Raw genomic sequence first — 13,536 nt, forward strand, 5'->3', positions numbered from 1 at the left:
ATGCCTTATCTGTTGTTTTACCAAAAACAAATGTATGTTCTCGGGCGAAATATCTTAACAAACAAAAGGCCATCTGAAAACTATTTTCATTTTCAGATGGCCTGTTCAATTTTAAACCTCTTCAGGCTTAATCTTCGTATGCGTCAATCGGCAAGCAGGAGCAAACCAGATTGCGGTCACCATACACTTCATCTACCCGTTTGACGCTCGGCCAGAATTTGTGTTCGCGGACGAACGGCAATGGGAAGACAGCTTCTTCGCGGGAGTACGGATGCGCCCATTCACCGGTTACATCTGCTGCGGTATGCGGAGCATTCACCAGCGGATTGTCCTCTTTCGACCATTCGCCACGCTCGACTTTCAGCACTTCCTGTTTAATTTGTTTCAGGGCGGCGATGAAGCGGTCGAGTTCGGCTTTGCTTTCGCTCTCGGTCGGTTCGATCATCAGCGTGCCGGCAACAGGGAAGGAAACCGTCGGCGCGTGGAAGCCGTAATCCATCAGGCGTTTGGCGATGTCAGTTTCAGTGATGCCGCTTTCGGCTTTAAGCGGACGCAAATCAACGATACATTCGTGCGCGACACGGCCGTTTTTGCCTGTATACAGAATCGGATAGTCTTCGCTCAGACGTTTGGCAACGTAGTTGGCGTTGAGCAATGCCCAGCATGTTGCCTGCTCCATGCCTTGTTTGCCCATCATGGTCAGGTACATCCAAGTAATCGGCAGGATGGACGCAGAACCGAAGGCCGCAGCAGCAACGGCGGTTTGATCGGCACTGGCGCTGTGGGTGTCGGTCAAAGCGTGTCCCGGTGCAAACGGGGCAAGGTGGGCTTTCAAACCGATAGGGCCGACGCCCGGACCGCCGCCGCCGTGAGGGATACAGAAAGTTTTGTGCAGGTTCATGTGCAACACGTCCGCGCCGACTTCGGCAGGCTGCATGATGCCGATTTGGGCATTGAGGTTGGCGCCGTCCATGTAAACCTGTCCGCCGTTTTCATGAATAATGCGGCAGATGTCGCGGATGCCTTCTTCGTACACGCCGTGGGTGGACGGATAGGTAATCATGATGGCAGACAAAGCGTCGCGGTGTTGCTCGGCTTTGGCTTTCAAATCGTCAATATTGACGTTGCCGTGTTCGTCGGTATCAACAACGACGACTTTCAAACCCAGCATAGCGGCAGTCGCAGGGTTGGTGCCGTGGGCGGATTTAGGAATCAGGCAGATGTTGCGGTGTCCCTCGCCGTTGGCTTCTTGATAGCGGCGGATGGAGAGCATGCCGCTGTATTCGCCCTGCGCGCCGGAGTTGGGCTGGAAGGAAATCGCGTCAAAGCCGGTGATGGCTTTCAGGCTGTTTTCCATGTCAGTCAAAAGCGCGCGGTAGCCGGCGGCTTGGTCTTTGGGGGCGTAGGGGTGGATGTCGGTGAACTCTGCCCAAGTAATCGGCAACATTTCCGCAGTCGCATTGAGCTTCATGGTGCAGCTACCGAGCGAAATCATGCTGCGGTTCATCGCCAAGTCGCGGTCTTCGAGTTTCTTCAGATAGCGCAGCATTTCGTGTTCGGTGTGGTAACTATTGAACACAGGATGTTGCAGAATGTCGTCCTGACGCAGTAATTCGGCATTCAAACGGCCTTTGACGTCATCGGCAAATGTAACCGTATCTTTGCCGGTAAACGCGCGGTACAAATCAACCAAATCTTCGTATGCCGATGTTTCATGGAATGCAGCCGCAACTTGAGTGTCGTTGACGCGGCGCAGGTTGTAACCCGATTCTAAAGCAGCGGCAAACACTTGGTCTGCTTTCTCTTTGCTGCCGAAATCAACGGTAACGGTATCGAAGAAGACTTTGTGAACCACATTCAGGCCATCTGAAACCAGCGCATCAGCAAAGGCAGAAGCCAGCGCATGAATGCGGTTGGCAATGCGTTTCACGCCTTCCGGGCCGTGGTAAACGGCATACATACCGGCCAAGTTCGCCAGCAATGCCTGTGCGGTACAAATATTGGATGTCGCTTTTTCGCGGCGGATGTGTTGCTCGCGGGTGGACAAAGCCATGCGCAAGGCAGGTTTGCCCGATGCGTCTTTGGATACACCGATGATACGGCCCGGAGCAGAACGTTTGAACTCGTCTTTAAATGCGAAATAAGCGGCGTGCGGACCACCGAAGCCCATCGGTACGCCGAAGCGCTGGGTGTTGCCCAAAGCAATATCTGCGCCCAATTCAGCCGGAGACTTCAGCAAAACCAAGCTCATGATGTCGGCGGCAACGGCCACGATTGTGCCTTTGGCTTTCAGACGGCCGATAACGTCCTGCAAGTCTTGCACGTCGCCGTCTTTGCCGACGTATTGGAACAGCGCGCCGAAGTATTCGCCTTCCTCCGCTTGGGCAAAATCTCCGACCACCAATTCAAAGCCGAAATATTTGGCGCGGGTTTTCATCACATCCAAAGTTTGCGGATACACGCGCGCATCCACAAAGAAACGCTCAGATTTCACTTTGCCCACGCGGTGCGCCATTGCCATCGCTTCAGCGGCGGCAGTTGCCTCATCCAACAAAGACGCACCTGCCACAGGGAAACCGGTCAAATCGATACACACTTGTTGAAAGTTCAACAAAGCTTCCAAACGACCCTGGGCAATCTCCGCCTGATACGGAGTGTAGGCAGTGTACCAACCCGGATTTTCCAATACGTTGCGCAAAATCACGTTCGGCACGCGGGTCGGGTAATAGCCCAAACCGATATAAGACTTGTTGATCACATTTTTCGACGCAATACCTTTCAATTTCGCCAACGCGTCCGCCTCGGTCAGGGCTTCGGGCAGGTCGAGTTCGGACGGCATACGGATGCTTTGCGGCACGGTATTACCGACAAATTCGTCCATGCTCTTCTCGCCGAGCGCTTCCAAAAGCGCAGCCTCGTCGCCAAAGCTCAAATGGCGCGCGGCAAATTCGTTCGGGTTGAACAATTCAGATAGTTTCATTTCTACTCCTTCGGTGTTGTAGGAAGCTGCCGCGAAGGGCAGGTGTTTTTACGGCGTTCATCATCCTTTTTCAGGAAGATTACCGTCCAAATTAAACTGATTAAAATACTGCCAAAAAATGCAATCTCAAAAAAAACAACCAAATCCCCGAGGCAACCGACTCCGCAACTTCCGCTGTTGCGGCTCAGGAAGGCATTAATATGACCAATAGCATAAAGAATCACGACAAATTCAGGAATGGCCATCAACCAAATACCTAAAACATTCAACCATTTCATCAGCGTTTTTCAACCTCGTTTTTTTCCATTTTAGGCAGCATGATGGACGGACCGGTGGAAGATAATGCCCCGGCTACAGCAACACACAGGCTGAACAGCCCGAATGCTGAAAGGGGAACGTTTTTCCAATTCAAGCCTATCATCTGAAGAAGAAAGAAAGAAAAAATCCAATAATAAAATGCCGTTAAACCCGTCGCCTTCATCTTATCTTTCCTATTGCATTTCAAATTCATCTTCTCAGCAGTATAACCGACAAAATAACCGGGAATACAATAGGCCAGCAAGATTAGCCCCACAATCAATAGAGAAAATGGAAAAGCAAATTTCAAAAAGTAAAATACACCCCCCAGCAAGACAGAAATATCTACTCCTAGAACAGGGCAAAGAAACAAAATCAGCAACAAATCAATGATAAACATCGGCAATCCCCATATCAAATTGGCGCGCCTATAAGCCCGATAAGGATTGAAATCTTCTTCTGGTGAATGTTCCATAATCTTTCTTCGTAAACTGTGCAAATGACATTTACTTTAAACACTTATTACCCGCCATACAAGATTTGTATCACATTTCTTCTTTAAAGACCGCCTGAAAACAGATTTTGCCAAAACCCGTTTTCAGACGACCTCTGCCCATTTCGGGCGGCATTCTAAAACTTCTTGATAAACCGGACAGCTTTCAATATGCGCGCCGGGCAGGTAGCCGGTACTCATCAGAAATTCGCCAACGATTTCGCCACCGACAAATTTGAAATGTTTTTTAAACAGCTTCACCCATTCAGCCTTGTCTAGCGGATGGTTCACATCGAGCCAGTTTTTGAATGAGCCGTACTCTTGCTGTATTTGTTTGATTTGTCGCGCGTTATAAATGGCTGCGTTGATTTTCAGGCGGTTTCGGACGATGCCTGCATCGGCAAGCAGCCGCTCAATATCGGCTTCGTCAAATGCGGCGACCGTATCGATGTCGAAACCTTTAAATGCCGTCTGAAATGCCTGCTGCTTCTTCAACATCAGCGTCCAGCTCAATCCTGCCTGATTAATTTCCAACACCAGCCGCCCAAACAATTCATTGTCGTCCTCAATCGGAAAACCGTATTGCGTGTCGTGATAATGTTTGTTGGGATTGTCCGTATCGTCAGGAAGCGTGGCGACAAATTCGCAGTAATTCATGTTTGCTGAGGAAAAATTGAAACAAAGGCCGTCTGAAAGTATTTTCAGACGACCTAAGACCTGCAATATCAAACAGGCGCAAAACCTGTTTGGATGTTTGCAAAAATCAAGCTACTTCGCCTGCGTATTGTTCGGCAGTCAACAGACCGTCGTAATCGGCAGGGTTGGCAGGTTTGATTTTGAAGAACCAGCCTGCGCCGTAAGGATCGCTGTTGGCAGTTTCCGGAGCGCTTGGCAAATCTTCGTTGACAGCAACGATTTCGCCTGCAATCGGCGCGTATACGTCAGATGCGGCTTTTACAGACTCAACCACACCGGCTTGCTCTTCGGCAGCCAGGTTTGCGCCGACTTCTGGCAGCTCGACAAACACGATGTCGCCCAACAGCTCTTGCGCGTGATGGGTAATGCCGACGGTGATGGTGCCGTCTTCTTCAAGGCGCAGCCATTCGTGGCTGGCAACGTATTTCAGTTCGGCTGGGATATTGTTGCTCATGGTTTGATACTCCATTGATAGGGGGTTATTTTCAGACGGCATCTTCATGAATCAATATCCACAGATGCCTTGTTCAATGCTTTCTACAAACGTCCGTACCGGACGACAATTAAAACCTGCTTTCAGACGGCCCTTAACAAATAAAAAGGCCGTCTGAACCGATATTAATCAAACTGTTTTTGACCGTTGCGGACGAACGGCAGCTTCAGTACGCGCACGTCCACTTCTTTGCCGCGCATCAGCACTTTGGCGGTATCGCCGTCAAAGTCTTTCGGTACGCGCGCGATGGCGATGGATTGTTTCAGGCTTGGCGAGAATACGCCGCTGGTAGTTTCGCCTTTGCCTTTGTCGGTCAACACTTCCATATGCGCGCGCAGGATGCCGCCTTTTTCGAGCAACAGGCCGACCTGTTTCACGGCAACGCCTTTTTCTTTCAATGCCAGCAAGGCGGCTTTGCCGACGAAATCGCGGTTTTCGTCTTTCAAATCAACCGTCCAACCCATGCCTGCTTCGAGCGGGCTGGTGTCGTCATCCATATCGTTGCCGTAGAGGTTCATGCCGGCTTCCATGCGCAGGGTGTCGCGTGCGCCGAGGCCGCAGGGCTGTACGCCGGCTTGTTGCAGGGCTTTGAAGAATTCGACGGCTTCGGTGCCGGGCAGGATGACTTCGACGCCGTCTTCGCCGGTGTAACCGGTGCGGGCGACAAACCAGTCGTTGCCCAAGTCTGCACCTTGGAACGGTTTGAGGCCGTGAATTACGTCTGCCCATTCAGGTTTGACGGTCAGGAGTTTTTCGATGGCTTTCGGGCCTTGTACAGCGAGCATGCCAAGGTCGTAGCGCGGATTGAAGGCAACGCCGAACTCTTGTCCGACTTTGTGGAATTGTGCCGTGTCTTTTTCGCGGGTCGCGCCGTTGGACACGATGCGGTATTGGGTTTCGGCTTCATTGGTGCGGTAAACGATTAAGTCGTCAATCACACCGCCGTTGTCGTTGAGCAAAGCGGAATAAAGGGCTTTGCCGACAAAAGCGAGTTTGGCGACATCGTTGGCAATCAATTTGCGGAAAAAGGCTTTGGCATTTGCGCCTGCTACGTCGGTAACGAGCATATGGGATACGTCAAACATACCGGCGTCGGTGCGCACGGCTTCGTGTTCGGCGATTTGTGAACCATAATGGATGGGCAGCTCCCAGCCGGCAAAATCTACCAGCTTCGCGCCTGCATCTTGATGGGCTTGATGAAATGGGGTGGTTTTCAGAGCAGTCATTCTCAAGTTTCTCCGGATTTTTTGTTCAGATGCCGCCCGCGCACCTATGCGCGGATGACCCTATCTGTCCTTGAACCTGAGATTTTCGGCCGTATCCGCATGATGGCAAACCAGTCTGCTCACTGCTTTGCGCGGTTGTCTGAATGGTGGTTCAGACGGCCTTCTCCCCTTCGGTGGACGTTATTCCAACGCCGCTCTCCAGATTGTTTGTTTCAATGTGCAGTCCCTGATACCTGAGCGATTTAAGGGTGTCTGCGCCTTCGGTGGTTACATTGTAGTTGGGTGTAACACTCTCCTGCACATTTCCCGATTATGTCTTGAATCGGCAGTTTGGGCAAGTAGCCGACGAATATTTATGATGTGAATATCCGTCTTTTTATTGGGGCGGCAAAACTTGAGCCTTTATAAAATTGTTAGCTATGCGGCAAATGTTTTTGCAAAAGTCTCAGGCCGTCTGAAGCCCTTACCCGTTTTTCCTATATAATTCTGTTTTTTCGATTTATCCGCGCCCATCATGAACCGCCTCAAACGCATTAAAACCATCCTCTGCACGCTCTACCGCTACCGCCTTGCCGAGCTGATTGCCTCGCTGGTCCGTCCGGGTTGGGCGCGGACTTTCCTCAATATGCTGCCGCAGTCGTCCAAGTTCAAACACGAGATGCCTGCCGTGCGCCTGCGTTTGGCATTGGAAAGCCTGGGGCCGATTTTCATCAAATTCGGGCAGGTATTGTCCACGCGTCCCGATTTGATTCCGCACGATTACGCGGTCGAACTGGCAAGGCTGCAAGACAAAGTGCCGCCGTTTGACGCGCAACTTTCACGCTCGCAAATCGAAAAATCACTGGGACAATCCATCGACACTTTATACGCGGAATTTGAAACAGAGCCTGTCGCCAGCGCGTCCATCGCCCAAGTACACAAAGCCCGCCTGCATTCGGGCGAACAGGTTGCCGTGAAAGTCTTGCGCCCCAACCTTTTGCCCGTGATCGAACAGGATTTGTCGCTGATGCGCTTTGGTGCAGGCTGGGTAGAGCGTTTGTTTTCAGACGGCAAGCGTTTGAAGCCGCGCGAAGTGGTAGCCGAATTTGACAAATACCTGCACGACGAATTGGATTTAATGCGCGAAGCCGCCAATGCCAGCCAGCTTGGTCGCAATTTCCAAAACAGCAATATGCTGATTGTGCCGAAGGTGTTTTACGACTACTGCACCAGCGACGTGCTAACCATCGAATGGATGGACGGCACACCGGTATCCGATATTGCCAAACTCAAAGCCGACGGCATTGATTTGCACAAACTTGCCGATTACGGCGTGGAAATCTTCTTCACGCAAGTATTCCGCGACGGCTTTTTCCATGCGGATATGCACCCCGGCAATATCTTGGTCGCTGCCGACAACCGCTACATCGCCCTCGATTTCGGCATCGTCGGCACGCTGACCGATTACGACAAACGCTATCTCGCCATCAACTTCCTCGCCTTTTTCAACCGCGATTACCACCGCGTCGCCACCGCCCACATCGAATCGGGCTGGGTGCCTGCCGACACACGCGCGGAAGAATTGGAAGCCGCTGTCCGCGCCGTGTGCGAGCCTGTGTTCAACAAACCGATTTCGCAGATTTCCTTCGGCTTGGTACTAATGCGCCTGTTTGAAGTCAGCCGCCGCTTCAATGTCGAAATCCAGCCGCAGCTTGTGTTGCTGCAAAAAACGCTGCTCAACATCGAAGGCTTGGGCCGCCAGCTTGATCCCGATTTGGACTTGTGGAAAACCGCCAAACCGTTTTTGGTGCGTTGGATGAACGAACAGGTCGGCCCCAAAGCCCTTTGGCGCAACCTCAAAAACGAAGCCCCCGACTGGGCGCAAATCATCCCTTCCCTGCCGCGCAAAATCAATGCGCTGGTTGATGAAAACCGCCAGCAGGAAATGCGCGATGCCTATGTACATTTGGTTAAAGTACAGCAACGCCAAAGCCTGTGGCTGGGTATGATTGCGGTTGTTTTGCTGCTAATTTTACTGTTTAAATAAACTGTAATACAGCTTTAAACGACATAATAAAGGCCGTCTGAAATCTGATTTTCAGACGGCCTTTTATATACCAACCTATTCTTTTTTCTCGTGCTGAACATGTCCGCTTTCGGCTTCAATATGCCGTCTGAAGCGCAAACCTGCGGCGTGATAAAACGGATGCGGCGAGAATTGGCGCGAGACTTGCGAAGCGAAGATGCAAGTTAGCAGCATCCAAAACAGTAAATTCTGCCCGCCCGTCATTTCCATTACCACCACGGCGGCGGTCAACGGCGATTGGGTCGCGGCGGCAAGGAATGCGGCCATGCAAAGCAAAACCGCGACATTGGACGCGTCGCCCAGTTGCGCGAAAGAAGCCATGTGTTCGCCTATCATCGCGCCGATGGTTAACGACGGCGTGAAGATACCGCCGGGAATGCCTGCCCAATAGCTGAACACGGTCGCCGCCCATTTTGCGACTGCCAAGCCGAACGGCGCTTCATACGCGCCTTTGAGTGCGGCTGCGGCTTCGTGATAGCCCGTACCATAGGTTTTACCTTGATAAAACGTACCGAGCAACGCCAACAAGATACCCATTACAAAGGCGACCACCAACAAATGACGGCGGATGAAACTACGCCAGCGCACCGGTGCGAATGCCGCCGCACCGCGATACAAAAAGCTGCCGAACAATCCGCCAGCCACGCCGCAGACGATGCCCGACACCGCGGCCCACATCAGCATGTTTGGCAGCTCATGTCCTTGAAAACCTGAGAAATACGGGTTGTTGCCCTGTATCGCCACTTGAATGAAACCGGCCGCCAACACGCCCATCAGGATTTGGCGTTCCCAACGCAAAATCACGCCGCGCCCCAATTCTTCGATGGCAAAGACCACACCGGCCAAAGGCGCGTTAAACGCCGCCGCCAAACCGCCGGCCGCGCCTGCGGCAATCAAATCGTTTTCCTGCATGCCCCTAAATGCCAGCCCGTGCTTTTTACACCACGCGCCCCAAGCGTTCATGACCGCCGCACCCACTTGCACAGACGGCCCTTCCCTGCCGACAGACGCGCCCAACAGCATGGCGCAAAACGTCAGTGGAATTTTGAAAAAGGTTTCGCCCAGACGAATCAAACGGGTTTTCTGCGCACCATAAGGCAAAGACAAAGAAGCGATAACCTGAGGAATACCGCTGCCAGAAGTGTACGGCGCAAATTTGCGCGTAAACCATGCCAAAAGCGGCAAACCCAGCGGCAAAGCCACCCACGCAAACCACGGATATTTGCCTGCCAGCAAAGCGTTCCATTCCAAAGCCAAATCCGCCAAGTACGCAAACATCAAAGCCGTCAGGGCAACCAGTGCCGATCCTGCCAGCAAAAACAGAAAAGCCATGCTTTTTTTGGACAGGCGTTTGGTTTGGCGGATTTTGTGGGCGAGGCGCGCCGCCCAAGTCTGTGGAAATTTCATCATAAACACGCAGTCAATGTGTTCAGACGGCCTTGATGCTTTTCTCAAAGGCCGTCTGAACACAAGGATAAAGGTTTTTAAGAACGGTAATCCGCGTTAATCGACACATATTCGTGCGACAAATCGCAGGTATAGACAGCCGCCGTCGTATCACCGCGTTGCAAATCGATACGGACGGTGATTTCCGGACGGTTCATCACCGCTTGTCCTGCTTCTTCGGTATAGCTTTCCGCGCGGCCGCCGTTTTCGGCCACCAACACGTCATCCAGCCACATTTTCAAAGCATCGACGTCCAAGTCTTCAATACCGGCATAGCCGACGGCTGCCAACAGACGGCCCAAGTTCGGGTCGGAGGCAAAGAAAGCGGTTTTTACCAAAGGTGAATGGGCAACGGCATAAGCCACTTTGCGCGCCTCTTCGCGGGTTTTCGCGTTTTGCACTTCAATCGTGATGAACTTGGTCGCACCCTCGCCATCACGGACAATCGCCTGCGCCAATTCCAAAGCCAGCGAACCGAGCAATGCCTTGAGCTGCGCATAGCGCGGATCGGCGGTATTGTCGATTTCGCTCTGACCGCAACGGCCCGTCGCCATAATCACGAAGCTGTCGTTGGTGCTGGTATCGCCGTCCACGGTAATCGTATTGAAACTTTCGTCTGCGATTTCTTGCGTCATCAGCTGCAAAATCGGTTGGGACACATTGGCATCGGTAGCGATAAACGACAACATGGTCGCCATATTCGGATGAATCATGCCCGAACCTTTGGCGATGCCGGTAGCGCGGACTGTGTGTTTCTCGCCGACCAAGCCTGTGCGTGAAGCGGCTTTCGGTACAGTATCCGTCGTCATGATGGCACGCGCCGTGTCCGACCAGAATGCAGGGCGCACTTGCGGCAAAGCGGCCACGATTTTATCCACAGGCAACGGCTCCAAAATCACGCCGGTCGAAAACGGCATAATCTGATTGGATTGGCAGCCGACCTGCTCCGCCGCCGCCGCGCACACTTTAATCGCGTCCAGACGGCCTTGTGCGCCGGTACCCGCATTAGCATTGCCCGTGTTGATGACTAAGGCACACACGCCGTCTTGGTCAAACAGATGCGACTTGGCGATATGCACCGGTGCGGCGCAGAAACGGTTTTGCGTAAACACCGCGCCCACCGTATGTCCGCCGCCCAACACCATCAGCGTCAAATCATCGCGGTCTTGTTGCTTGATGCCGGCACGACCTGTAAACAGACGGATGCCGTCGATTTCCAACAATTCGTCTGCACGTTTTTCAGTCAAATTTACAGCCATATCATTTTCTCCTGTTTACACTATTTTCAGACGGCCTAAACGCTATACGCCCAATAAGGGAATCAAGATAGGCACCAATATCGCCGTCAACACGCCGTTGAGCGTCAAGCCCAAGCCGGCATATGCGGCCATACGGCGGCCGTATTCCAAAGACGCTGCAATACCCATCGCATGTGAGGCCGTACCCAAAGACATTCCCACTGAAGAAGGCATATACAACGTCCCTTTCAACACTTTATATCCGGCCATCTGTCCAAAAAGTCCGGCAATAATCACCGTTGCCGCCGTAATCGCCGGAATACCGCCGATAGACGCCGTGATTTCAATCGCAATCGGGTTGGTCACGGATTTGGAAGCCAGCGACAGAATCACTTCGCGCGAAGCACCCAGCCATTTGGCAAAATACACGCCCGTAACAATACCTGTCACGCTGCCCGCCAACTGCGACAACACCACCGGCAACCACTGGCTGCGGATACGGTCCCAATTTCGATAAAGCGGCACGGCCAGCAATACGACCGCCGGTTTCAACCAAAAATCGATAAACTGCGCCGCGTCGTGATACAGCTCGTAATCGATGGCAAATACCTTCAAATACCCCATCAACACCAGCGTACTGATCAATACCGGATTACACAGCACATTCCCCGTGCGCGTCCGAATCTGCACCGCCAAAGCATAAACAGCCAAAGTCAGGAACAGCATGACCGAGGGCATGCGCAACAGCCCATCTATATTCATCACATCAGCCTCCTGACCCACTCATGCACTTTGCCGGTTACCAACAATACGCAGATCGTACTGCCGATTGTGGCCGTCAAAATCGAAAACCAGTCGTTTGCAATCACATCCAAATAGCTGATGACAGCCACGCAAGGCGGCACCAAAAACAAAGTCAGGTTTGCCATCAAAATGTCTGCCAGTTCTCCCACCCAAGACAATTTGACCCAGCCGGCCTGAAGCGCGGCAAACAGCAAAGCCATGCCGACAATACTGCCCGGCAGCTTCAACCCCAAAATCCAAACGGCCGCCTCGCCCAAAGCCAGGCAACCCAATACCACCAATAAGGCACGAATAATATTCATTAAGCCGGTTTCTCCTTATCCTTTTTCAGACGGCCTCAAAAAATTTATTAATCATTGAATCATATCGTGCCACAGGCCGTCTGAAAAGGGAAGAAACGCCTTCCTTCAAGTTTAATGAAAGATAAGTATGATTACTCTAGCGGATTGCTTAGGCAATATTGAAACCCTTACCCTGCTTTTTGTCTTTAACGGCCGTCGCAAACCGGGCATTCGGGATTACGTCTCACCCCGTATTGCTGCCATTTTCCGCTCAACGCGTTATAGGTAGAAAGTTTGCCGTGCGCCGGTGTACCGATACCGATCAGCACTTTAAGCGCTTCGGCGGCTTGGGTCGTTCCGATAACGCCGACCAATGGCGAAAAAACGCCGAACAATGCACAAGCACCGTCGCTGGCTTGTTCGCCGTCAAACAGGCAGGCATAGCAAGGCGTTTCGGGAAGATCGGGACGGTACACGGCAACTTGTCCGTCAAAGCCGACGGCAGCGGCGGAAACCAAAGGCGTGCGCGTGGCAACGGCGGCGCGGTTGACCGCTTGGCGCGTGGGATAATTGTCGGAACAATCAAGGATGATGTCGGCGGCGTTTGCCAATTCGACAAGTCTGGCCTCATCGAGAAATTCGGCAATGGCTGTAATGTGTGTTTGGCTGTTGATCTGTTTCAGACGGCCTTGCATGACCAAAGCTTTGTTTTTGCCGATGTCGGCTTCGGTAAACGTGATTTGGCGTTGAAGGTTGGTCTCGTCGATGGTATCGGCATCGGCAATCGTCAGGCGGCCGATACCGGCGGCGGCAAGATACGGTAAGGCCGCCGCACCGAGCCCGCCGCAACCGACAACGAGCGCATGGGCGGACAAAAGTTTTTCTTGGCCTTCGATACCGATTTCATCCAGCAGGATATGGCGGCTGAACCGCAAAAGTTGTTGATCGTTCATCATAACAATAAGGCCGTCCGAAACCCAATGTTCAGACGGCCTGAGTGGTTTAGAAATTGATATTTTCGTAGGCGTTGTCAAACAGGAAAGGACGGCCTTCGCTGCTGGTTTCGGATTCGAGGCGGATGCCGCTGAGCATCATATTGCGGTCAACGTCTTTCATCATGTCGTAAACGCTCAAGAGTGCCAAATTGAGGCCGGTCAGGGCTTCGGTGGCAATGCTACCGTTGCTGTGCGCTTGGACGGTCAGCGTGGCCTTCAGGCAGGCCAGCTCAACGTTAATATCGAAATCAACCTGCACGCCGATGATGCGTCCGGGCAGGTGCAGCGGAATCAGGTTGGCGGTCTGTTTGATGCTCTGAATGGCGGCAACGCGGGCGATGGTCAGGATACTTGCCTTTTCGGTGGCATTCTCTATCAACACCCGTATCGCCTGCTGGCTCATGTTGACGGTGCCGACGGCGACGGCGGTGTGTTGTTCAGGAAAATCGGGCTGGTTGGGAAATTCAATCATGGGTTTCTCGCCTCTGTTTTGATGGGCAATATTTTACGGCATTTTACAGA

The 13,536-nt window shown here is 52.4% G+C and carries 13 protein-coding genes and 1 riboswitch; of the genes, 1 reads left to right on the top strand and 12 read right to left on the bottom strand.

What is annotated here, in order from left to right; translation table 11 throughout:
* Positions 1-127: 127 nt before the first annotated feature.
* From gcvP to gcvT, 6 genes are all read right to left on the bottom strand, one after another.
* Positions 128-2,980 (bottom strand): aminomethyl-transferring glycine dehydrogenase, encoded by a 2,853-nt coding sequence (gene gcvP, locus ACTHTS_RS08070; RefSeq protein WP_440369739.1) that lies wholly within the window; start codon positions 2,978-2,980, stop codon positions 128-130.
* 2 nt (positions 2,981-2,982) lie between these two features.
* A complete protein-coding gene (locus ACTHTS_RS08075; RefSeq protein ID WP_440369740.1) occupies positions 2,983-3,258 on the bottom strand; it encodes a sodium:glutamate symporter in 276 nt (91 codons plus the stop codon).
* Positions 3,258-3,752 carry a hypothetical protein gene (locus ACTHTS_RS08080; RefSeq protein WP_440369741.1) on the bottom strand — a complete coding sequence of 165 codons (495 nt, stop codon included), beginning with the start codon at positions 3,750-3,752 and terminating at the stop codon, positions 3,258-3,260. The genes ACTHTS_RS08075 and ACTHTS_RS08080 overlap by 1 nt, the downstream gene beginning before the upstream one ends.
* Before the next feature lie 123 nt (positions 3,753-3,875).
* Positions 3,876-4,427 carry a DNA-3-methyladenine glycosylase I gene (locus ACTHTS_RS08085; protein ID WP_440369742.1) on the bottom strand — a complete coding sequence of 184 codons (552 nt, stop codon included), beginning with the start codon at positions 4,425-4,427 and terminating at the stop codon, positions 3,876-3,878.
* A 106-nt stretch (positions 4,428-4,533) separates the two neighbouring features.
* A complete protein-coding gene (gene gcvH, locus ACTHTS_RS08090; protein ID WP_100066423.1) occupies positions 4,534-4,920 on the bottom strand; it encodes a glycine cleavage system protein GcvH in 387 nt (128 codons plus the stop codon).
* A gap of 164 nt (positions 4,921-5,084) precedes the next feature.
* Positions 5,085-6,185, bottom strand: a complete 1,101-nt coding sequence (gene gcvT, locus ACTHTS_RS08095; protein WP_440369743.1) for a glycine cleavage system aminomethyltransferase GcvT — start codon at positions 6,183-6,185, stop codon at positions 5,085-5,087.
* Between the two features lie 210 nt (positions 6,186-6,395).
* A riboswitch (glycine riboswitch) is annotated at positions 6,396-6,493 on the bottom strand.
* Between the two features lie 206 nt (positions 6,494-6,699).
* On the opposite strand from gcvT, the gene ubiB reads away from it, so the two are divergent.
* Positions 6,700-8,211, top strand: coding sequence for a ubiquinone biosynthesis regulatory protein kinase UbiB (gene ubiB, locus ACTHTS_RS08100; RefSeq protein ID WP_440369744.1), 1,512 nt, complete (start codon positions 6,700-6,702; stop codon positions 8,209-8,211).
* A 75-nt stretch (positions 8,212-8,286) separates the two neighbouring features.
* On the opposite strand, the gene ACTHTS_RS08105 is transcribed toward ubiB, so the two are convergent.
* From ACTHTS_RS08105 to ACTHTS_RS08130, 6 genes are all read right to left on the bottom strand, one after another.
* Positions 8,287-9,657: a chloride channel protein gene (locus tag ACTHTS_RS08105; protein WP_440369773.1), complete on the bottom strand. Its 1,371-nt coding sequence runs from the start codon at positions 9,655-9,657 to the stop codon at positions 8,287-8,289.
* A 77-nt stretch (positions 9,658-9,734) separates the two neighbouring features.
* On the bottom strand, positions 9,735-10,955 hold the full coding sequence (argJ, locus tag ACTHTS_RS08110; protein WP_440369745.1) for a bifunctional glutamate N-acetyltransferase/amino-acid acetyltransferase ArgJ: 1,221 nt from the start codon (positions 10,953-10,955) through the stop codon (positions 9,735-9,737).
* A 42-nt stretch (positions 10,956-10,997) separates the two neighbouring features.
* Positions 10,998-11,696, bottom strand: coding sequence for an LrgB family protein (locus ACTHTS_RS08115; protein WP_440369774.1), 699 nt, complete (start codon positions 11,694-11,696; stop codon positions 10,998-11,000).
* Positions 11,696-12,040 carry a CidA/LrgA family protein gene (locus ACTHTS_RS08120; RefSeq protein WP_440369746.1) on the bottom strand — a complete coding sequence of 115 codons (345 nt, stop codon included), beginning with the start codon at positions 12,038-12,040 and terminating at the stop codon, positions 11,696-11,698. Before ACTHTS_RS08120 ends, ACTHTS_RS08115 begins: the two co-directional genes overlap by 1 nt.
* A gap of 185 nt (positions 12,041-12,225) precedes the next feature.
* Entirely contained in the window at positions 12,226-12,972 is a 747-nt protein-coding gene (locus ACTHTS_RS08125; RefSeq protein WP_440369775.1) for a HesA/MoeB/ThiF family protein, read from the bottom strand.
* A 49-nt stretch (positions 12,973-13,021) separates the two neighbouring features.
* Entirely contained in the window at positions 13,022-13,486 is a 465-nt protein-coding gene (locus ACTHTS_RS08130; protein ID WP_070607056.1) for a cyclic pyranopterin monophosphate synthase MoaC, read from the bottom strand.
* Between the last annotated feature and the right edge of the window lie 50 nt (positions 13,487-13,536).

Source organism: Neisseria sp. P0019.S003, from assembly GCF_051957115.1.
GTDB lineage: Bacteria > Pseudomonadota > Gammaproteobacteria > Burkholderiales > Neisseriaceae > Neisseria > Neisseria flavescens_D.

Bases quoted from the DNA above. Each gene is read 5' to 3' on its own strand.
- gcvP (WP_440369739.1), bottom strand. From the start codon at position 2,980: ATGAAACTATCTGAATTGTTCAACCCGAACGAATTTGCCGCGCGCCAT.
- ACTHTS_RS08075 (WP_440369740.1), bottom strand. From the start codon at position 3,258: ATGAAATGGTTGAATGTTTTAGGTATTTGGTTGATGGCCATTCCTGAA.
- ACTHTS_RS08080 (WP_440369741.1), bottom strand. From the start codon at position 3,752: ATGGAACATTCACCAGAAGAAGATTTCAATCCTTATCGGGCTTATAGG.
- ACTHTS_RS08085 (WP_440369742.1), bottom strand. From the start codon at position 4,427: ATGAATTACTGCGAATTTGTCGCCACGCTTCCTGACGATACGGACAAT.
- gcvH (WP_100066423.1), bottom strand. From the start codon at position 4,920: ATGAGCAACAATATCCCAGCCGAACTGAAATACGTTGCCAGCCACGAA.
- gcvT (WP_440369743.1), bottom strand. From the start codon at position 6,185: ATGACTGCTCTGAAAACCACCCCATTTCATCAAGCCCATCAAGATGCA.
- ubiB (WP_440369744.1), top strand. From the start codon at position 6,700: ATGAACCGCCTCAAACGCATTAAAACCATCCTCTGCACGCTCTACCGC.
- ACTHTS_RS08105 (WP_440369773.1), bottom strand. From the start codon at position 9,657: ATGAAATTTCCACAGACTTGGGCGGCGCGCCTCGCCCACAAAATCCGC.
- argJ (WP_440369745.1), bottom strand. From the start codon at position 10,955: ATGGCTGTAAATTTGACTGAAAAACGTGCAGACGAATTGTTGGAAATC.
- ACTHTS_RS08115 (WP_440369774.1), bottom strand. From the start codon at position 11,696: ATGAATATAGATGGGCTGTTGCGCATGCCCTCGGTCATGCTGTTCCTG.
- ACTHTS_RS08120 (WP_440369746.1), bottom strand. From the start codon at position 12,040: ATGAATATTATTCGTGCCTTATTGGTGGTATTGGGTTGCCTGGCTTTG.
- ACTHTS_RS08125 (WP_440369775.1), bottom strand. From the start codon at position 12,972: ATGAACGATCAACAACTTTTGCGGTTCAGCCGCCATATCCTGCTGGAT.
- ACTHTS_RS08130 (WP_070607056.1), bottom strand. From the start codon at position 13,486: ATGATTGAATTTCCCAACCAGCCCGATTTTCCTGAACAACACACCGCC.